General features: G+C 64.4%; 24 protein-coding genes. 9 read left to right on the forward strand and 15 right to left on the reverse strand.

Translation table 11 applies throughout. The features are described 5' to 3' along the window. Nucleotides 1-91 precede the first annotated feature (91 nt). From PPGU16_RS24385 to PPGU16_RS24405, 5 genes are all read right to left on the reverse strand, one after another. On the reverse strand, nucleotides 92-589 hold the full coding sequence (locus PPGU16_RS24385) for a periplasmic heavy metal sensor (RefSeq protein WP_180722976.1): 498 nt from the start codon (nucleotides 587-589) through the stop codon (nucleotides 92-94). After that, nucleotides 586-1,029: a hypothetical protein gene (locus PPGU16_RS24390; RefSeq protein ID WP_180722977.1), complete on the reverse strand. Its 444-nt coding sequence runs from the start codon at nucleotides 1,027-1,029 to the stop codon at nucleotides 586-588. The genes PPGU16_RS24385 and PPGU16_RS24390 overlap by 4 nt, the downstream gene beginning before the upstream one ends. Then, nucleotides 1,026-1,592 (reverse strand): RNA polymerase sigma factor, encoded by a 567-nt coding sequence (locus PPGU16_RS24395; RefSeq protein WP_180725196.1) that lies wholly within the window; start codon nucleotides 1,590-1,592, stop codon nucleotides 1,026-1,028. The genes PPGU16_RS24390 and PPGU16_RS24395 overlap by 4 nt, the downstream gene beginning before the upstream one ends. Before the next feature lie 177 nt (nucleotides 1,593-1,769). Further along, a complete protein-coding gene (locus tag PPGU16_RS24400; RefSeq protein WP_180722978.1) occupies nucleotides 1,770-1,874 on the reverse strand; it encodes a lipoprotein in 105 nt (34 codons plus the stop codon). A 22-nt stretch (nucleotides 1,875-1,896) separates the two neighbouring features. Further along, a complete protein-coding gene (locus tag PPGU16_RS24405; RefSeq protein ID WP_180722979.1) occupies nucleotides 1,897-2,199 on the reverse strand; it encodes a YXWGXW repeat-containing protein in 303 nt (100 codons plus the stop codon). A 177-nt stretch (nucleotides 2,200-2,376) separates the two neighbouring features. On the opposite strand from PPGU16_RS24405, the gene PPGU16_RS24410 reads away from it, so the two are divergent. The 3 genes from PPGU16_RS24410 (at nucleotide 2,377) to PPGU16_RS24420 (ending at nucleotide 4,070) form a co-directional block, all read left to right on the forward strand. Further along, a complete protein-coding gene (locus PPGU16_RS24410; RefSeq protein ID WP_180722980.1) occupies nucleotides 2,377-2,841 on the forward strand; it encodes a low affinity iron permease family protein in 465 nt (154 codons plus the stop codon). A 3-nt stretch (nucleotides 2,842-2,844) separates the two neighbouring features. Next, nucleotides 2,845-3,648: an AraC family transcriptional regulator gene (locus PPGU16_RS24415; RefSeq protein WP_180722981.1), complete on the forward strand. Its 804-nt coding sequence runs from the start codon at nucleotides 2,845-2,847 to the stop codon at nucleotides 3,646-3,648. A 128-nt stretch (nucleotides 3,649-3,776) separates the two neighbouring features. After that, nucleotides 3,777-4,070: a DUF1330 domain-containing protein gene (locus tag PPGU16_RS24420; protein ID WP_180722982.1), complete on the forward strand. Its 294-nt coding sequence runs from the start codon at nucleotides 3,777-3,779 to the stop codon at nucleotides 4,068-4,070. 57 nt (nucleotides 4,071-4,127) lie between these two features. On the opposite strand, the gene PPGU16_RS24425 is transcribed toward PPGU16_RS24420, so the two are convergent. Then, nucleotides 4,128-4,862, reverse strand: coding sequence for a DUF429 domain-containing protein (locus PPGU16_RS24425; RefSeq protein WP_243460608.1), 735 nt, complete (start codon nucleotides 4,860-4,862; stop codon nucleotides 4,128-4,130). A 170-nt stretch (nucleotides 4,863-5,032) separates the two neighbouring features. Here PPGU16_RS24425 and PPGU16_RS24430 point away from each other — a divergent pair, with 170 nt between their 5' ends. Further along, a complete protein-coding gene (locus PPGU16_RS24430) occupies nucleotides 5,033-5,989 on the forward strand; it encodes a quinone oxidoreductase family protein (protein ID WP_180722983.1) in 957 nt (318 codons plus the stop codon). Nucleotides 5,990-6,019: 30 nt separating this feature from the next. After that, nucleotides 6,020-6,196, forward strand: coding sequence for a DUF1427 family protein (locus tag PPGU16_RS24435; protein ID WP_180722984.1), 177 nt, complete (start codon nucleotides 6,020-6,022; stop codon nucleotides 6,194-6,196). 17 nt (nucleotides 6,197-6,213) lie between these two features. Here the strand turns inward: PPGU16_RS24435 and PPGU16_RS24440 are convergent, their stop codons facing one another. The 4 genes from PPGU16_RS24440 to PPGU16_RS24455 form a co-directional block, all read right to left on the reverse strand. Further along, nucleotides 6,214-7,506: an RNA polymerase sigma factor gene (locus PPGU16_RS24440; protein ID WP_180722985.1), complete on the reverse strand. Its 1,293-nt coding sequence runs from the start codon at nucleotides 7,504-7,506 to the stop codon at nucleotides 6,214-6,216. 8 nt (nucleotides 7,507-7,514) lie between these two features. After that, nucleotides 7,515-7,934, reverse strand: coding sequence for a VOC family protein (locus PPGU16_RS24445; RefSeq protein ID WP_180722986.1), 420 nt, complete (start codon nucleotides 7,932-7,934; stop codon nucleotides 7,515-7,517). A gap of 31 nt (nucleotides 7,935-7,965) precedes the next feature. Then, on the reverse strand, nucleotides 7,966-8,379 hold the full coding sequence (locus tag PPGU16_RS24450) for a YciI family protein (protein WP_180722987.1): 414 nt from the start codon (nucleotides 8,377-8,379) through the stop codon (nucleotides 7,966-7,968). A gap of 139 nt (nucleotides 8,380-8,518) precedes the next feature. Further along, the gene (locus tag PPGU16_RS24455; protein ID WP_180722988.1) at nucleotides 8,519-8,875 is read right to left on the reverse strand and encodes a YciI family protein; all 357 of its coding nucleotides are present in this window, start codon (nucleotides 8,873-8,875) and stop codon (nucleotides 8,519-8,521) included. Between the two features lie 229 nt (nucleotides 8,876-9,104). Here PPGU16_RS24455 and PPGU16_RS24460 point away from each other — a divergent pair, with 229 nt between their 5' ends. Continuing rightward, nucleotides 9,105-9,290 carry a glycine zipper 2TM domain-containing protein gene (locus PPGU16_RS24460; protein ID WP_042304357.1) on the forward strand — a complete coding sequence of 62 codons (186 nt, stop codon included), beginning with the start codon at nucleotides 9,105-9,107 and terminating at the stop codon, nucleotides 9,288-9,290. 596 nt (nucleotides 9,291-9,886) lie between these two features. Further along, nucleotides 9,887-11,002, forward strand: coding sequence for a porin (locus PPGU16_RS24465; protein ID WP_180722989.1), 1,116 nt, complete (start codon nucleotides 9,887-9,889; stop codon nucleotides 11,000-11,002). A 148-nt stretch (nucleotides 11,003-11,150) separates the two neighbouring features. On the opposite strand, the gene PPGU16_RS24470 is transcribed toward PPGU16_RS24465, so the two are convergent. The 5 genes from PPGU16_RS24470 to PPGU16_RS24490 all read right to left on the reverse strand — a co-directional run bounded on the left by PPGU16_RS24470 (nucleotide 11,151) and on the right by PPGU16_RS24490 (nucleotide 16,529). Continuing rightward, the gene (locus PPGU16_RS24470) at nucleotides 11,151-11,615 is read right to left on the reverse strand and encodes an SRPBCC family protein (RefSeq protein WP_180722990.1); all 465 of its coding nucleotides are present in this window, start codon (nucleotides 11,613-11,615) and stop codon (nucleotides 11,151-11,153) included. Between the two features lie 205 nt (nucleotides 11,616-11,820). Further along, nucleotides 11,821-12,945 carry an aromatic ring-hydroxylating oxygenase subunit alpha gene (locus PPGU16_RS24475; protein ID WP_180722991.1) on the reverse strand — a complete coding sequence of 375 codons (1,125 nt, stop codon included), beginning with the start codon at nucleotides 12,943-12,945 and terminating at the stop codon, nucleotides 11,821-11,823. A 283-nt stretch (nucleotides 12,946-13,228) separates the two neighbouring features. After that, nucleotides 13,229-14,767 (reverse strand): glycosyltransferase family 2 protein, encoded by a 1,539-nt coding sequence (locus PPGU16_RS24480; protein WP_238270181.1) that lies wholly within the window; start codon nucleotides 14,765-14,767, stop codon nucleotides 13,229-13,231. After that, nucleotides 14,767-15,387 (reverse strand): cytochrome b, encoded by a 621-nt coding sequence (locus PPGU16_RS24485; RefSeq protein ID WP_180722992.1) that lies wholly within the window; start codon nucleotides 15,385-15,387, stop codon nucleotides 14,767-14,769. The genes PPGU16_RS24480 and PPGU16_RS24485 overlap by 1 nt, the downstream gene beginning before the upstream one ends. Nucleotides 15,388-15,614: 227 nt before the next feature. Next, entirely contained in the window at nucleotides 15,615-16,529 is a 915-nt protein-coding gene (locus PPGU16_RS24490) for a LysR family transcriptional regulator (RefSeq protein ID WP_180722993.1), read from the reverse strand. A 161-nt stretch (nucleotides 16,530-16,690) separates the two neighbouring features. Between PPGU16_RS24490 and PPGU16_RS24495 the strand changes: the two genes are divergently transcribed. Together PPGU16_RS24495 and PPGU16_RS24500 are read left to right on the forward strand one after the other, a co-directional pair. Continuing rightward, complete coding sequence (locus tag PPGU16_RS24495; protein WP_180722994.1) at nucleotides 16,691-17,671, forward strand: glutathione S-transferase family protein; 981 nt, start codon at nucleotides 16,691-16,693, stop codon at nucleotides 17,669-17,671. Nucleotides 17,672-17,724: 53 nt separating this feature from the next. Further along, nucleotides 17,725-18,006, forward strand: coding sequence for a hypothetical protein (locus tag PPGU16_RS24500; protein ID WP_180722995.1), 282 nt, complete (start codon nucleotides 17,725-17,727; stop codon nucleotides 18,004-18,006). Nucleotides 18,007-18,244 lie beyond the last annotated feature (238 nt).

Here is an 18,244-nt window from a genome sequence, read left to right on the forward strand (position 1 = left end):
CGCCCCTGTTTCGCCTGTCGTGCGTGGTTCGATGTGTATTAAACGGAGCGAGCGGCGCTTTTCCGTCGCTGCTTTTCCCGGGCGTGGTCGATCAGTCGCTCGCGGGCCGATTGACCGGCTGCTGCGCCTGCGGAAGCCGCCAGTTTCCCCGCTCGCGCAAGCCTTCCGCGAACTTCACGCGCTCGTCGGGCGACAAGGTCGCGGCGAAATCCGCGACGCTTTGCTCGACCCGCGAGCGCAGCGCGATATCAGCTTCGCGCGTGCGGTTGAGCGCGACCTCGAGCGCGGCGCGGTCCAGTTGCGGCGCGGCCAGCAGCCGCAGCACCTCGCGCCGGTCCTCGCGCCCATCACGCGCGTACTCGCGCGCTTCGCGGCGTGCGGTCTTCAAGGCATCGACGAACTGCTGCTGGCGCTCCACCGACAACCCTGCCGCCGCGAAACGCAGCGCGCGCGGTTGCGCTTGCGCGGCGGCCGCCGCGCCGCCATGCGCGACGAACCACTGATACGCGCCGCCCGCGACGCCGCCAATCAGAAACACGTTGAGCACCAGCGAGCCGACCAACAGAAACTTCCAGGCGCGTCCGCTCATTCATCACTCCAGTCTGCGGCTGTGCCGCCAAATCCAGTTGTCAGATAGGAAGACTCCGGTCCCGTCGACGGGTTGCCCGTCACCAGAAAAAACGACACCGCGAATGCGCCAGCCAATCCGCCGATCAACCCGACGCCCGCGAACGCCGCGCCCGACCACCACCAGCCCGCGCGCGCGCCCGGCCTGGCCAACGACAGCCAGTGCGGCCGGCGGCTTCTGGGCGCCGAAGCAATTACCCGCTCGGTCAGCGCCCGCTCGGGCGCAGCGACAGCATCGCTCGTGAGCCATGCGTCGAGTAGCGCGGCCTGCGCGAGCAGCGCGTCCGCCTCGCTGCGATGCTGCGCGGCCCACGCGCTCGCGGCCGCGCGCTCCGCGTCGGGCCAATGGCGCGCATCGGCGCCATACGCATCGACGATTGCGCGAAATCTCTCGGGTGTCATCGGCTGGTCCTCGTTCCGGAAAGATCGTCGCCCGCCAGTTGCGCGCGCAGATTGCGGCGCGCGCGGGCCAGCAGGCTTTCGAGCGCATCGACGGTAATGCCCATCAGCGCGGCCGCCTCGATGTTCGACAGTTCCTGGTAGTAATTGAGCACGAGCGCCTCGCGCTGGCGCGCCGGCAACGCGGCGAGTGCCGCGCGCACGCGTGCCTCGCGCGACTGCGCTTCGAGTTGCGCGTCGGGCGCGGCGGCGGGATCGGCGGCGTCGGGCAGCTCGTCGGCGGGTTCCTCGCGATGCGCGCGCAACCGGTCGTAGCAAAGATTCAGCGCAACGCGATGCAGCCACGTGTCGAAACGCGCCTCGCCCTCGCGCCAGCGCGGCGCCTGCTTCCAGATGCGCATGAACGCTTCCTGCGCGACGTCTTCCGCTTCCATACGGTCTCCCAGCATCCGCGTGGCGAGCGCCAGCAGACGCGGCAACTTGCGCGCGACGAGCGTGCGGACGGCGGCGGGCTCCTGCCTGCCGACGCCCGCCACCAGTTCCGCGTCCGGATCGCGTTCGCTCAACGCGCGCGGCTCCGGATATGCCGCAGGTTCCACGCATGTCGCGTGTATCGCGCGGCACCCGTCGCGACGGGATGTGCTGTCGTCACTTGCTGTCGCTCCCTGTTGTTCTGATCGAGTGACTTCACGGGAACGCCTCGAACTTCGCGATGCGCTCCATCCATGCCCATTCAAGCCCGTTCAATATACGACGACGGCCGGCCTGTAGTAGTAAGGGCGCGCCGGCACCACCACGCAACCCGCGAGCGTCGCGGCAAGCAACGCCAGTAAAAGTAGCTTCTTCATCTCGCAGTCTCCGTCGCCACGTTCACAGCGCCCAGTGCGCGGGCACCCAGCGCCAGTTCGGGCCACGCGCGACCCAATGTCCCGGCACCCAGCGATAGCCCGGATGCAGGGTCTGCCAGTGCCCCGCCACCCACACGTAGCGGCCGCCCGCCCAGCGCCAGTGGCCGGGGTCCCATGCATAGCCGGCGCGTGGCGGCGGCACGGCTTCGACGCGCGGAGCGGGCGGCGCCATCGGCGCGACGATCACTGCCTGTGCGAAAGCGGCCGACGTGCTCAGCGCGGCCACGCCTGCGGCAAGCATGCGGACCAGTTTTTGCGTATTCATTGCGTTCTCCCTTGAATCCGTTGCCGGTCTCGAATCAGCCGGTTTAGGGGTTAAACGCGCGAGCCGTGAAAATCCGTCGCGGAATTTTTCGCGGTTCGGGGACACGCCGGGCACGCTGGCGCGGGCTCGGGGGAATGGGTATCGTCAAGGCTGGACTTCACACGACAGGAGTGCCGAGTGACAAACAACAACTGGTTCTCGAAGTTCTCGACGGGTCTCTCCACGATGGCCGGCAAGCCGGCGACGTTCGTGATTGCCGTGGCGCTCGTCGTCGTGTGGGCCATCAGCGGGCCGATGTTCCATTTCAGCGACACCTGGCAACTGGTGATCAATACATCGACGACGATCGTCACCTTTCTGATGGTCTTTTTGATCCAGAACACGCAAAACCGCGACACGGCCGCGATGCAGATCAAGCTCGACGAACTGATCCGCGCGCTGGACGGCGCGCACAACGCGCTACTCGATCTCGAAGAACTGAACGAGAAGGATCTTGGGCGCTTTCGCCGCCGCTATGAGCAGCTCGCCGAAGAAGCGCGCAGCGCGCTGCGCTCGGGCGGCACCGACACCGACTCGCCGTTCATCGACCAGAGCGACAGCGATGACGACAAGGGCCGCAAGCCTCGTAAGGACGCGCACTGAGAAATGACCCAAGCGACGCCTCCCGTCCTGCGCGACGCCGATAAAGGCCATTCGCTCGCGCGGCGCTATCCACGCGGGCTGCGCATCGACCCGCATTCGCACACGTGGGCGCAGGTGCTCTATGCCGTGTCGGGTGTGATGTGGGTCGAAGCCGGACGCGAGGCGCTCGTCGTCCCGCCGCAGCGCGCCGTGTGGCTGCCCGCGGGCACCGAGCACTCGATCCACATGATGAGCGACGTCGAGATGCGCAATCTGTATTTCCATGAGCGCAGCATCGGCCATCTGAGCGCGCGCAGTGACGTGTTCGAGATCAACGGCCTGTTGCGCGAACTGATTGCGTCGATTGCCGAACATGAAGAGGCACAGACGCGCGACGAAGACTATCTGGGCACCGCGTACCGGCTCGCCATGCTCGAACTCGAACAGGCGCCACGCTCGTCGCTGCGCATTCCGCTGCCCGATGCATCGGACCGGCGGCTCGACGCGCTGTGCCGCGCCGTGATCGACAATCCGTCGAATGCGATCAGCTTCGAGCAGCATGCGGCGTCGGTGGGCGCGAGCGTGCGCACGCTGTCGCGGCTCTTCACGCGCGCGCTGGGTATCGGCTTTGCGGAGTGGCGCAGGCAGGTGCAGCTGGCCGTCGCCGTGTCGGGACTCGCCGAAGGACGCGCGGTCAGCACCATCGCGCGGGAGCTCGGCTATCTGCCGAGCAGTTTCAGCGATATGTTCCGCCGCGAGCTCGGCGCGCCGCCGACCGACTTCGATCCTCACGCGACGCTGGCCGCGTCGGCTGCGTTAAAGTCCTGAATCAGTTACGCATCGCATCACGCGCAAGCGCGCTCGCTGCGCTTGAGCGAGAATCGTGGGCGTCGGCGACGCGGATGTTTATCGGTCGATGTCGCCATCGCCAAATCTTTAACGTGAGGAAACGTGAAATGAGCAAGGGATACTGGGTCACTCTGTACCGCAAGACAAACGATGCGGCGGCGCTGGCCGCATACGCGCAACTGGCGTTGCCGGCCGTCACGGCGGCGGGCGGCAAGTTCCTCGTGCGAGGCCTTGCCGAAGAAGTGCGTGAACAAGGTCTGAAGGACCGCACCGTCGTGATCGAATTCCCGACCTACGAGCAGGCCGTCGCGGCCTACGACAGCGACGACTACAAGAAGGCTCTGGCTGCGCTCGGGAATGGCGTCGAGCGCGATCTGCGCATCGTGCGCGGCGCGGAATAATTTCGTAGCAGCAGCATGGGTGAGACGTTGCGGAACAGCGCGGGCCGCAACGTTCGCTCAGTAGCGGATCACCATCGGCAGTTGCGCGCTGTCGCGCGGATCGTCATCGGGCAGCATGACGGCGCTGCCCGCCGCGATGCGGCGCGCGCTCCATAGCACCGCAAAAGCATCGAGCACGTCGTCTTTCTGCGCGTGCCTCGCAACACGACCGTCAAGCGCAGTCTGCAACTCGGCGCCGAAGACAGGAGCAAGCAAGGCTCGTCTTTCCGCATGCCCGGCTTCCGACGTTTTGCCCTCTTTGAGTCCGGCCGCCTCACCGCCCTGCTCGATCCGAAGCTGCATGAAGGCAAGCTCCGGATGGACCTCGAACACACGCGAAGCATCGCGTCTGCTATCGCGTAGCAATGCATCGACTTCGGCGATCTTGCCGAGAACGTTGAAGGCCTGCTGCGAAATTCCCTTGCCCGTTGCTTCGCGGTTCAGATCACACGCCGTTCGATAATCCCCGATGCCAAGCGTCTGCCGCACGGGCGTCTGGAACACCGACGCACTGCGCGGCCACTTCAGCCGCTTCCTCGCTTCGGCATCGCACGCACGGTATCCCGTCGATGAAAGACCGATCGGCATATCGACGGCCACGATGGCGGGCGCCGGCGCCCACGCGAGCAACGCGGTAAACGATGCGCAGATGCGCGTCTCGATCTCGCCCGTGCGGGCGTGCTGCCTGACCGCGTACCAGCCGCCCTTGCAGCCGTCCACGCCGAGCAGGTCGGTTGTCTCTTCGTGCTTCACACGTTTCCCGATTGATCGTTCCGAACCAGCGCCGGGCGCTGTCCGATATTCGAAAGCACTTGTCTGAACCACGCCGCGCCGGTCACTTAGACTGCCTTCATACGCTGCTTCACGTAACGTGAAGCAACAGGCGAACCCCATCGAATCCGACAGTTTCCGCAGGAGCGGCAATGAAAGCGATCCAGTTCAATGCATTTGGCGGTCCCGAAGTCCTCGACCTCGTCGACCTGCCGACACCCACCGTCGACGCCGACAGCGCGATCGTGCAGGAAAAAGCCGCCTCGGTGAATCCGAGCGACGTGAAAAACCTCTCGGGCCATTTCGGCCACACGACGCTGCCGCGCATCCCCGGCCGCGACTTCAGCGGCGTCGTCACGGAAGGCCCCGCCGAATGGATCGGCGCGGAAGTATGGGGCACGGGCGGCGACATCGGCTTCACGCGCGACGGCACGCACGCGCAGTTCATCAAGATTCCCGTCGGCGCGCTGTCGCGCAAGCCGCGCACGCTCACGCACGAACAGGCCTCGGCGATCGGCGTGAATTTCGTGGTCGCGTGGCTCGGCGTCGTCGATTATGCACAGCTCGTCGCGGGCGAAACGGTTGCCGTGATCGGCGCGAGCGGCGGCGTCGGCGGCGCGGTCGTGCAGATCGCGAAGTCACGCGGCTGCAAGGTGATCGCCGTCGATCGCCATGCGCCCGACGCGGACTCGCCCGCGGGGCGTCTGCTCGACCACTATGTGCCGTTCGACGAGCACGCCGCGGAACGTGTGAAGGAACTCGGCGGCGCGGATGTCGTGTACGACGCCGTCGGCGGCGTTGCGTTCGAAACGGCGCTGAAACTCGCGAAGTGGCGCGGCCGCGTGGTCGAAATCAGCGCGACGGGCAAGCGGCGCGTCGAGTTCGACGTGATCGACTTCTATCACAACGAGACGCAGCTGTTCGGCGCGGACAGCGCCAAGCTCGGCGCCGCGGATTCCGCGCGCCTGATGACGGAACTGGCCAGCGTGTTCGACAGCGGCGCATTGCAGGCGCCGTCGATCGCGCAGACCTTCCCGCTCGACCACGCGCGCGACGCTTACGTGGCCGTCGCGGGCGGCACGCGCGGGCGCGTCGTCATCACGATGTGACCAACCCGATCCCTACAACCGGAGACTCGTATGAAGCCGTATATCGTGTCGCTGGCGGCGGGTGTCGTCGTCGGACTGCTGTACAACATCGTCGATGTGAAATCGCCCGCGCCGCCCATCGTCGCGCTGCTCGGCCTGCTCGGGATGGTCGCGGGCGAGCATGCGATTCCGTTCGTGCGCTCGCTGCTCGCTCACGTGGCGAGCTGAAGCGCAACACGCGGCGCTTACTGCAAGCGTCCGTGCGCGCCCCGCATTTCGCGCGCACGCTCGAGCAACAGTTCACGTTCGCGAGCATTGCGCGTCATCGATGCGGCGCGCTCGAACTCCCCGCGCGCCTCGTCGTTGCGGCCGAGCTTGGCGAGCAGATCACCGCGCACGCTCGGCAGCCAGTGATAGTTTTTCAGCGAAGGCTCGTCGGCAAGCCCATTGACGAGTTCGAGCGCAGCCATCGGGCCATACGCCATGCCGACGGCAACCGCGCGGTTCAGATCGACCACGGGCGACGGCGCGACTTCGGCGAGCGCATCGTAGAGCGCGACGATCTGCGCCCAATCCGTTTCCGCCGCCGTGCGGGCGCGCGCATGGCACGCGGCGAGCGCGGCCTGCAATGTATAGGGACCGCTCATCCCGCCGAGCGCTTCCGAGCGTGCAAGCGCACTCAGCCCGCGACGGATCAGCAGCGGGTCCCAACGGCTGCGGTCCTGATCGGGCAGTAACACGGGCCGCCCCTGCGCATCGACGCGCGCATGCATGCGCGACGCCTGGATCTCCATCAGCGCGACCAGTCCGTACACTTCGCTTTCGTCGGGCATCAGACCGGCGAGCACGCGGCCGAGGCGCAGCGCTTCCTCGCACAGCGTCGGGCGCATCCAGTCGTCGCCCGCCGTCGCCGAATAGCCTTCGTTGAAGATCAGATAAATCACTTCGAGCACCGACGCGAGCCGCACCGCGCGATCGTTCGCCTGCGGCACTTCGAACGGCACCTTCGCCGCCGACAGCGTCTTCTTGGCGCGCACGATACGTTGCGCAATGGTCGGCTCGGGCACGAGGAACGCGCGCGCGATCTCATCCGTCGTCAGGCCGCCGAGCAGGCGCAGCGTGAGCGCGACACGCGCGTCTTTCGACAGCACGGGATGGCAGGCAGTGAATACCAGCCGCAACAGATCGTCGCCGATGTCGTCGGCGCGGGCGGCGTCGAGTGCATCGACGAAATCCGGCACGATATGCGCCTCCCGCGCGTCCATGTCGGCGCCGAGCTCTTCGTGCTTGCGCGCGTGCAGCGCATCCTGGCGCCAGCGATCGAGCGCGCGGTTCTTCGCGGTCGCCATCAGCCATGCTCCAGGATTGTCTGGCACGCCGGCGTCCGGCCAGGTTTCGAGCGCGGCCACCAGCGCGTCCTGCGCGAGTTCTTCGGCCACGCCGACATCGCGCACGATCCGCGCGACGTGAGCGATGACCTTCGCGGATTCGATCCGCCAGACTGCCTCGATGGCACGATGGGTCGCAGCCGTCGTCACGGCCGGCCTCAAGACGCGTCGGCCGCTGGCATCGCGGCGTTCGGGTCCATGTACACGAGTTCCCAGATATGCCCGTCGATATCCTCGATGCTGCGCTCGTACATGAAGCCATGATCCTTTGCGGGGCGCGCCGATGCGCCGCCCGAGGCGAGCGCCTTGTCGGCGAGATCGTCGACTTGCGCGCGGCTATCGCACGACAGGCAGATCAGCGCTTCCGTGCTCTCTTTGGGATTGCACAGCGTCTTGCTCGTAAAGGTCTGGAAGAAGTCTTTCGCGAGCAGCATCGCGTAGATGTTTTCGCCGATCACCATGCAGGCGGCCTGCTCGTTGGTGAATCTGGAATCGAACGTGAAGCCGAGTTGCGCGAAGAATGCCTTCGATTTCTCCACGCTGTTCACGGCGAGATTCACATAAATTTGCTTGTGCATGATCGTTCCTCGAAAGCTGGCAGATGTGATGTCAATGGTTGGCGCCTTCGATCTTGCGAAAGCGTTCCGTCGACCGGCTCGGCTCGAAGTCGTCGAGGTCGAACATCTGGCGCACTTCGATTTCGCCGTCGGCCTGTTCGCCGAACGGCGCGGGAAAGCGCCGCGCCCATTCCATCGCTTCTTCGCGCGATCGCACCTGGATCACGGTGTAGCCTGCGATCAGCTCTTTCGTTTCCGCAAACGGCCCTTCCGTGACGGTGCGCCTGCCGCCCGCATAGCGCACGCGCCAGCCCTTCGCGCTCGGCTGCAGGCCGGATGCGTCGAGCAGCACGCCCGCCTTCTGCAAGGCTTCGTGATACGTCGCCATCGACGCCATCAGTGCCTCGTCGGGCATCTTGCCGGCTTCGCTGTCGGCCGTGGCCTTCACCATGATCATGAATCGCATCGCCGTCTCTCCTCGTGGATGAAGGACGCCCCGTGGCGGCTTCTACTTCCACGACGAGCGGCGCGCAGTCAGATCGACAGCCGGCGCCGCCAGGGAAAACCCTTGCGGCCGTGCAGAACGGTTCAGCCGGCGGGCGCCATCAATACTCGTAGCAAGGCGCGACCTTGCGGATTTCGATCGTGCACCACTCGGCGGCCGGACAATCTCTAGCGAGCGCGAGCGCTTCTTCGTAGGTATCGACGTTCAGCAGAAAGAAGCCGCCGACCATTTCCTTCGCTTCGGCAAACGGCCCGTCGATCAGGCGCGTCTGTCCGTCGCGCTTTTCGAGGCGCACACCCGTTTTGACAGGCGCCAGCGATTCGGCGGCAATCAACTGGCCGCGCGACTGCAACCCGGCGCGGTATTCGAGCATACGGTCGTAGACGGCGCGGCCTGCGACTTCGCCGCGCTGTTCGCGTTGCTCGGTGGGTTCGACGATGAGCAGCATGTAAGACATGGTGACTCCGTGTTCCGGTTGTCGGGCCGCAGCGTTCGAGGGGTGCCGTACTTCGTGGGACGGGTGGCGCAGCGGCGATGGCAGCAAAGGTTGTTTCTGCTGGCGAAGGCAGTCTAGCAAAGTGGCCACGCGGGCGGAAAGGTCTGCCGTGCGAATGGAGATTCCGCTGAGGGAAATGGCACGACGTTTGCTGACGAAGCTACATTCTTCAATCAGGCAGGAGCATGACATGTTGAAGCGCTATATCGTCCGCGTCGCAATCGCAGCAGCGGCCCTGGTGCCGTTCGTGAGCGGATGCACCGTCGGCGGCGCGGCAGCGGGTGGCTATGTCGGCCATGAGACGACGCATAGCACGGTGGGCACGGTGGGCGGCGCCGTCGCGGGCGGGATCATCGGTCACGAACTGGGCAAGTGACGTCGGGTGGAAATTCCTCAAAAGCTTGAAAGGGGTGGCGATTGACGTTCAATCGCCGCCTTAATATTTTTCAGAAATTGTCATTGCTCATTTGAATAGCTTAACTGTAAATATTTTTCGCTTATCAAATTAATTCGCTTTAATAGCGATCGCAACCACTCCAGAAAGTTCACTCATCCTCCCTGATTGATGACACGCTTTTGAAATCACCTCTGATGCCCAATCTCCCTCTCCAGTAACGCTCACGTCGTTTTACGGCAAGTACATCTTCCGCATTTTCAGATACGTCTTATCTCAAATAAGTCAAAGCCAAACTTCGTTGTCGTATCACAACAATAAAATTTATACCAATAAAAAGATCGAAATTCATCCCAATTTAAATACAAACAAAATCAATCTTCTAGGCCTTTCTTTTCCTATTTGGAAATGGACCATTTCCAGTTTCTATATAAATCGATAGTTAGGGTACCTTTCTATACTTGCGCTTCCCCAAACCGGGCAAGGTAAGTGGTCTTGCTTCGTACAGGACGTGGCATGCCTAGCTTGTCCGTTTGTATTCAAGCCTCGTATTGCCCCATGAACTGAAGGAAGCACAGATGAAGAAGATTCTGATCGCGACGGCAGTGGCTGCCTCGTTCGCCTCGGTCGCCCACGCTCAGAGCAGCGTCACGCTGTACGGCACGCTGGACGCCGCCCTCACCTACACGAGCAACGTCAACGGCGGCCACCAGTGGGCGCTGGGCAGCGGCGCAATCGATGAAGACCGTTTCGGCCTGCGTGGCGTCGAGGATCTCGGCGGCGGCCTGAAGACCGTCTTCAAGTTGGAACAAGGCTTCAATCTGAACAACGGCTCGCAGGCGAACAGCGGCAAGATGTTCTCGCGTCAGGCGTTCGTCGGTCTGTCGAGCCAGGCTGGCACGGTCACGCTGGGCCGCCAGTACGATGCGTCGCAAGACTTCCTCGCGCCGCTGTCGGCAACGGGCAGCTGGGGCGGCACGAACTTCGCGCACTTCGGCAACCTCGACAATCTCGACAAGAACAGCGAAAACGCGACCAGCAATTCGATCAAGTTCAAGAGCGCGAACTACGCTGGCCTTTCGTTTGGCGGCACGTACGGCTTCTCGAACAACGCAAAGTTCGCGAACAATCGCGCGTACAGCTTCGGCGCGGGCTATGAGAACGCAGGTCTGCGCTTCGGCGCCGGCTATGCACAGCAAAACAATCCGAACAGCAATGCCGCTGGCGCGACGACCGCATTCGATCTGGGTGGTCTCGGCCTGCCGACGGACGAGCTGTCGTTCCGTCAACGCGAATTCGGTGTCGGCGCGAGCTACGCCTTCGGTCCGGCTCTCGTCGGCCTGCTGTGGACGCAAGCGCGCATCGACAACTTTTCGGGTTCGTCGGCTTCGGCTCACGTCAACAACTACGAAGCCAACGCGAAGTACAACCTGACGCCGGCCCTGGGCCTGGGTGTCGCCTACACCTACTCGAACGGCGCAGCGGGTGACTTCCACTTCCACGCCAACCAGATCGGCCTGCAAGGCGACTACTCGCTGTCGAAGCGCACGGATGTCTACGTGCAAGGCGTGTATCAACTGGTCAGCTCGCCTGATAACGTGATCCCGGCGATCATCGACAACGGCAACGTGTCGGGTTTCTCCAGCTCGCGTCGTCAAGGCGTCGCGTCGGTCGGCATGCGTCACCGCTTCTAATCGAACACGAAGCGCGGCGGGTCGATGACGATCCACCCGCCGTAAGCGCTCGGGCCTGCGAGGCGACCACGACGCCCTCACGTTCTTCGGAGCGTGAGGGCGTTGTCTATTGAATGGTTGGGATTGCGTTGCTAGTCAGCGCGGTCCTTCAGGCCATGCGCTTCAACTCTTTTTGCAGCCGGTCGAAGTTCTCTTCATTGGCCTTGACGGCAAACGTCTTCACCTGCGCGCAGACGGCAGGCGTCTCGAAGACCATGCGAAACGTGATGCGCGTCTGTTCGTCGCTCAGCGCATCGAAAGTCGCCGTGACGCGATATTGCGGCCCCGACACGTGATCGAACACGATACGCTCCGGTGCGACGATCTCGACGAATACGCTGTGATTCTTGTAGTCGACGCCGTCCGGCCCATGCATCGCAAAGCGCCAGTTGCCGCCCGGGCGCAGATCGAATTCGTGGAAGGAATGGGTAAAGCCTTTCGGGCCCCACCAGTGCGCGAGATGTACCGGCTCCGTCCACGCCCTGAACACGAGATCGCGCGGAAAATCGAACACGCGCGTCGATACGATTTGCAGATCCGCGATCGGCGGAGTTGCGTCGCCATCCTCGGACATGAGACAGCCTCCTTCGAACAATGCATCGCGTCCGCCCGAAGCCGGGCGGACAAATCAAGCATAACGCATTGTCGAAAGATCGCGCGCCTGCGGCGCGCGCAGCACGGACAGAAAGTCGCGGCGAATGAGAGGGGCCGAACGTTCGAACGCCTAACGTCCGATCAATAGCCGTGTGATGCGGCCACTCCAGGCGCCGCACGTAAAGTCAGACGGCAACGGACTCGGCAGAAGGCTCGATCGGAATCACCCGCCGCGCCACGGGCGCGCCGCATTCACGCAGCAGATCGCGCAGGTCGTTGATCACCGGGAAGACTTCGTGATTCCAGTCGGCGCCTTGCGCGTCGTGTGCCGCCTGCTCGAGCTCGACGATCCAGCGATCCTCCTTGAAGATGCGCTCGGTGAACCACACCAGCAGCGGCCACGCGACGTCGAGCAACGCGCCGATCTTGGGCCGCTTGATGGACAGCAGGCCAAACGTGCGATTGGTGCGCTGTTCGCGATCGAGCGGCACGTAGCAGATCCACAGGTCCATCACGATCGTCCCGTCGGACGTGCGAATCCGCAGCGTCTGAAACGGATACTGCGTGCGGATCGTCATCACGTCCTTATGGTCGGCCCTTTCGCTCTTGCGGCTCTGCCCGAACACGAGCGCTTCGCCGATCGGCTGCTGACCCGCTTCGCGCGCGAACGTGTAGTCCACTTCCACCCAGTCGTCGCCGCGCCGCCGGCCCAGCGAACGCGCGCGCATCTTGCCCATCTGCTTGCGGTGCAGGAACTGATGGTTCATGTCCATCAGATTCTCGTGCATGAACGAGTAGTGGCACGCCACTTCGCGGCCAAAGCGCCGGGTCTTGTACGCCTTGTCGGCCACGGAGCCCAGCGGCGGGAGCGGCATCGTCTCGGCGAGCGCGGCGTCGCCGGGAAATACGAAGATCAGCCCTTCGGATTCGCGGCACGGATACGCGCGCACGCCGTTCGGCAGACGCTCGCGGCCGAGATACGGCACGTCGATGCATTTGCCCGAGCAGTCGTATGTCCAGCCGTGATAGCCGCAACGGATAGCCTCGCCATCGACCACGCCGCCGCTCAACGGCACCTGGCGGTGCGCGCAGCGGTCCTCCAGCGCGATCACCTTGCCCGATTCGGTGCGCGCCAGCACGATCGGCTCGCCGGCAAAGCGCACGGCATGCGTTTTACCGCGCTTCACTTCGCGCGACCACGCGAGGGGATACCAATGATCGGGATGAATATCGACGCGGCGCAGATCGCGCACAGCAGCCTTGGGAGGGTTATCGACGGAATTGCTGTCCAACGGAGCGACTACGTGCATGAATGTGGCCTCCTGGCACAACGGTCGGCCGGTCGCCGGGACCGAGCGGGTTTGATAGTTAGAAACCGATGTCCGGTCAGTCTACTAGAAGTCGCGCCCGAGAATCATGAGGGCTGACCGCAGTAGACGAGCCGGTAGCCATTACCGAACGGCCGTCGACACCCGCCGCCGCACCAAAAACAAAGGGCGGTGCCGAAGCACCGCCCAACCATTTTGTTGCAGTCGCAACGCTCAATAAACCAGCAACAACCTCATACGTCGCCGATATGCATGGCAACGACGCTCATCGCGTGCTCTGCGTCGCACCGACCAGACCCGACCGATGCTGCTTGCCCCACGCTTTGCCACCACGTACAAATTGCAGCCAGCCGAGCACCGCGCCCGTGTGCCGCAGCAGCTGGAACGTGAACGGCTCGGCGATCGCGGCAGCGACGGCCATCGGCAGACTCGTGCCGCTCGTCAGCCCGGTCCAGCGGCGGTACAGATGGATGCTCCACAGATAGAACGCGAGGTCGATCGCCGTCTTCAGGCCGATCACGCTGAAGATCGACACGACGATCAATCCGTGTCCGCCGGCCACGAAGCCGAGCAGCAACGCGAACGCGGTCAGGCCGTAGACCGGTTGCATCGTGTCGAACGCCTTCACGGGCAGCATCAGCCGGCCGAGCGTGCCGTATCGCGCGTTGCCCGTCATGTCGCGATTCCAGTATTGCGTCTGCAGGAAGCCTGCGAACCAGCGGCGGCGCTGGCGCAGGAACGCGCCGAGCGTCGCGGGCGCTTCCGTCTGCGCGTGCGCGTCGCCGACTACGCGCACGTCCCAGCCGAGGTCGTGATCGACGGAGTAGCGCCGCAGCCGGTGAATCAGTTCGTAGTCTTCGACGAGGCATTGCGCGTCGAAGCCGCCGACGGCGACGAGCGCGTCGCGCCGGAACGACGCAAATGCGCCCGACACCAGCAGCAGGCTGTCGGCCCGCATCCATGCGAAGCGCGCGATGAAGTTGCGCATGTATTCGTAAGTCTGGAACCACTGGAACACGCGCCCGCTCGCCGTGCGGTTGCAGACGGGGACGAGAATGCCCGTCGCCGCGACCAGCTTCGGCGACTGCGCGAAGGACGCGCGCATCGCGAGCGTGGCGTCGTCGGCGAGCAAGGTATCGGCGTCGACGGTCATCACGGTGTCCGTCGTCATCACGTCGATCGCGGCGTTCAGCGCCAGCGCCTTGCCGCCGTGCGGCACGCGCAGCCAGTGCAGATTCGGATAGCGGCTGCTGGGCGCGCTCAGCACGCCCAGCGCCGGCTCCGTCAGACCGAAGCGGCCAGTCAGCAGATCGCGGGTGCCGTCGGTCGAGCCGTCGTCGGCGATCACGATCTGCGCCGGGCCGTGCGTCTGCCGCAGCAGCGCGGCGAGCGTCACGGGCAGCACGCCTGCCTCGTTGTGCGCGGCGACGATCACGCCCATGCTCGGCAATGTCGCACTATCCACCGACCGGTGCGCAGGCAACGAGCGGCGGATCAATGGCCATGTCTTCACCGTGACGAACGCGAGCAGCAGCGTGTCGTACAGCACATAAGCAATCCCCGTCGACCACGCGAGCGCGCCATGCAGAAAGAAAGCACGCGCGAACAGCAGCAGCCACAGCGCGGTCACGCTGCCATGAATCACGGCGCTCTGCCAGGTGCCCTTGCGCGGATTGATGCGCGGCGACGCGGCGGCGAGCGCTTCGCGCAGCGACGGCCGCGGGCGCTCGCCCGCTACGACCGTGGGCTCGGCGGACAGGGTGTGGTTCGTCAGCGTGGCGTCTTCGATCACATCGATGTCCATCACGGCACCATCCGCTTGATGACGGAATGACGGTCGAGCAGCTCATGCTTCAGCGCGCCGCCGATATGCATCGCGAGCAACGCGTACAGCGCATAACCGAGATACGTGTGCAGCGCGCCGAACTTGTCGTGCAGCGGTTCCTTCACGGCGGGATCGAGATTCATGATGAAGCCGATGCGCGGAAACGGAATCACGCCGAACAGATGCATCGGATGCGTCGCCGCCGCCTTCCACGCGGAGTCGTGCATCCAGCCCGACAGCGGCAGCGCGATCATCACGAAATACAGCAGGAAGTGCGCAACATGCCCGGCCATCCGCTCCCACGACGGAAACTCGCGCGGCAACGGCGGCGGCCGGTGCGACGCGCGCCATAGCAGGCGCAGCAGCGCGAGGCCGAGCACCGTGATGCCGATCGACTTGTGCGTATCGATGACGGGGCGCACCCAGTCGTCCGGCAGCGCATCGGCGGAAAGCCCGAGCACCACGTTCACGATGATGAGCACGGCAATCAGCCAATGCAGGATCATCGCGGTGCGTGTGTAGCGGGACGCGTGCGCCGGCGTCGAAAGCGTCTCGATGCCGTCGCGCGAGGCCGTGCGGGAAGTTGTCGAAGTGTTCATGAGCCGTTCTGGTTGGGAGTCGGTAGGGACGGCGAAAGCGATGTGCAAGCCGGCGTGCCTTCGTACAAGCGGCGCACCGCAATCGTCTTATCAACAGAACGCCCCATCCGGCCGCTTTATTCCTTCAACGTGCAAGTCGCGCGTTTCCGTCGTATTTCCGTTTGTTTCGCGTGGCTGTCGAGGGTTCAATCGCCATCCGGAAAGCTTTCAGCAACGCGAGGCGGCCGTCACGCGAACTGGTCGATTCCCTGCACCAGACGCTTCGCAAAGCGCGGCTCGCGCAACTGGTCGAGCCACCACTTCAGCGCCCGCCCCTCCTGATCGCCGCGCCAGGCAACGTACAGCACATTCGGTTCCCGAGGATCGGCGGTTTCCTTCTCGACGAGCTCGCCGCGCTTGAGCAGCGACGCGACGCGCTGGCGCGGCAGCCAGCCGACGCCGAGTGCATCGCGCTGCGCCAGGATTTTCGCACGCATGCTGGGCACCGCGAGCGAAGTCTGCCCGCCGAGCAGACCGTACGCGCGGCCGCTCGCGCGCGACGAATCCGCGACGACGATGCCGCGCTGCTTCGCGATCTGCTCGCGCCTGAGCGGTTCCTCGATACCCGCGAGCGCATGCCGCGGCGACACGGCGAACACCCAGTCGACCACGCCCAGCTCGAACCAGCGCAAGCCGGGTATGGCGGGCGGCTCGTTGGTCGCGCCGACGATCACATCGGCGCGGCCGTCGCGCAGCGCTTCCCACGTGCCGCTGAGCACTTCTGTAGTCAGACGCAGCTTGACGCCCGATTGCAGCGCATCGAACGCATGGACGACGGGCATGAAGCTCTCGAACTCCATCAGTTCGTCGGTGACGATCCACAGCCTGTCTTCCCAGCCGCTGGCGATCTGCCGCACGCGCTGCGTCATGCGCGACACGTCCTGCATCAGACGTGCGGCCTCTTCGGCGAGCAGCTGGCCAGCGGGCGTCAGTTGCAGCCGGTAGCGACGGCGGTCGAACAGCAGCGCATCGAACCGCGTTTCGAGCTGGCGCGCCGCGTGCGACACCGTCGACGGAGCCTTGCCGAGCCGCGCCGCGGCGCGCGACAAGCTGCCGCTTTCGCGAATCGCTTCGAGCAGCGCAAGCTCTTCATCCGTCAACATGTGCGAACCTGTCGAATGAGATCAACGGGAAAATCGTACGGCAAAACGCGAACGGCGGTCCATCATAGGGTCTTATGCCGATGTCTTGCCGCGCGGCTGACATCGCAGCGGCGAGGCGCATGTGGCGCGGGCTGGGAACGCGGGATAGAAGGAGCAGCGAAATGGGATTGTTAGTCGACGGTCAATGGCAGGACAAATGGTACGACACGGCGTCGACGGGCGGCCGCTTCGTGCGCACGGACGCCATCTTCCGCAACTGGGTCACGCCCGACGGCGAAGCCGGCCCGAGCGGCACCGACGGTTTCGAAGCGGAAGCGGGACGTTACCACCTGTACGTGAGCCTCGCGTGTCCGTGGGCGCATCGCACGCTGATCGTGCGCGCGCTGAAGGGCCTCGAAGACATGATCAGCGTCTCCGTCGTGCACTGGCTGATGCTCGGCGACGGCTGGACTTTCGCCGACGGTGCTGGCGTCGTGCCCGACACGCTGAATCACGCGAAGTATCTGCGCGACGTCTACATCGCCGCGGACAAGCACTACACAGGCCGCGTGACCGTGCCGATTCTGTGGGACAAGCATCAACGGACGATCGTCAGCAACGAGTCGTCGGAAATCATCCGCATGCTGAACTCGGCCTTCGACGAACTCGGCGCGGAGCCGGGCGACTTTTATCCGCCGCCGCTGCGCGCCGAGATCGACGCGATCAACGCGCGCGTCTACGACACGGTCAATAACGGTGTCTACAAGTCGGGCTTCGCGACCACGCAGTCGGCGTACGAAGAGGCTGTCGTGCCGCTCTTCGACACGCTGGACTGGCTGGAGCACAAGCTGTCGACGCAGCGTTTCCTGACGGGCAACCGGCTGACGGAAGCGGACATCCGGCTTTTCACGACGCTGATCCGTTTCGACGCCGTGTACTTCGGCCACTTCAAGTGCAACCTGCGACGCATCGCGGACTATCCGAATCTGTCGGCTTATACGCGCGACATCTATCAGCACGCGGGCGTGGCGAGGACGGTGAACTTCGAGCACATCAAGCGGCACTACTACGAGAGCCACCGCTCGGTGAACCCGACGGGGATCGTACCGCTCGGCCCGGTGCAGGATTTCAGCGCGCCGCACGATCGCAAGCGTTTTGAGTGAAACCGTTGCGCTAGACTGTCCGGCGACATTAGCCAACAGTGCAGGAGACGCTCATGCTACGCAAGACACGCACCGCATCCCAACTACAGGACGAGGTGAGGCGGCGCATCGAGCGCGCGCCGGAGGTGGTGGAGGACGGCGTGAAGATCCGCGTGCCGCGTCCGCAGATGCAGGAGCCGGATTCAAACGGCTGCAACTGGACGATGAAGCATTTCGGAAACGCGATCGGCTTCGAGCGCACAGTCGACGAAGCGCTCAAGGCCGTGCAGAAGGAATACAACCTGTCGGAAGACACGAAGGATCTGAACAGCCTGTTCGGCGACCCGAAAGGTTAAAGGGGTTGGCCAGGAAACCCCGAGGGCCTGCACAGCTGGTCGCTACGCGGCCTCAACCGTTCGGCGACGGTAGCTCGTACGCGGGCGCTTGAAGCGGGTGAGGCGTTCAGCTAGAGCGTTGGCGACGAACATCAATTAGTAGGCTACCGGGTCCGACCACGCGACGCCATACGTGGTCCGGCCAGCGATGTCATGCCCGACATGAGCGGCCATTTTCCAGCCCGCCCCCGAGCGGGCT

Origin of the sequence: Paraburkholderia largidicola (assembly GCF_013426895.1) — a bacterium.
Classification (GTDB): domain Bacteria; phylum Pseudomonadota; class Gammaproteobacteria; order Burkholderiales; family Burkholderiaceae; genus Paraburkholderia; species Paraburkholderia largidicola.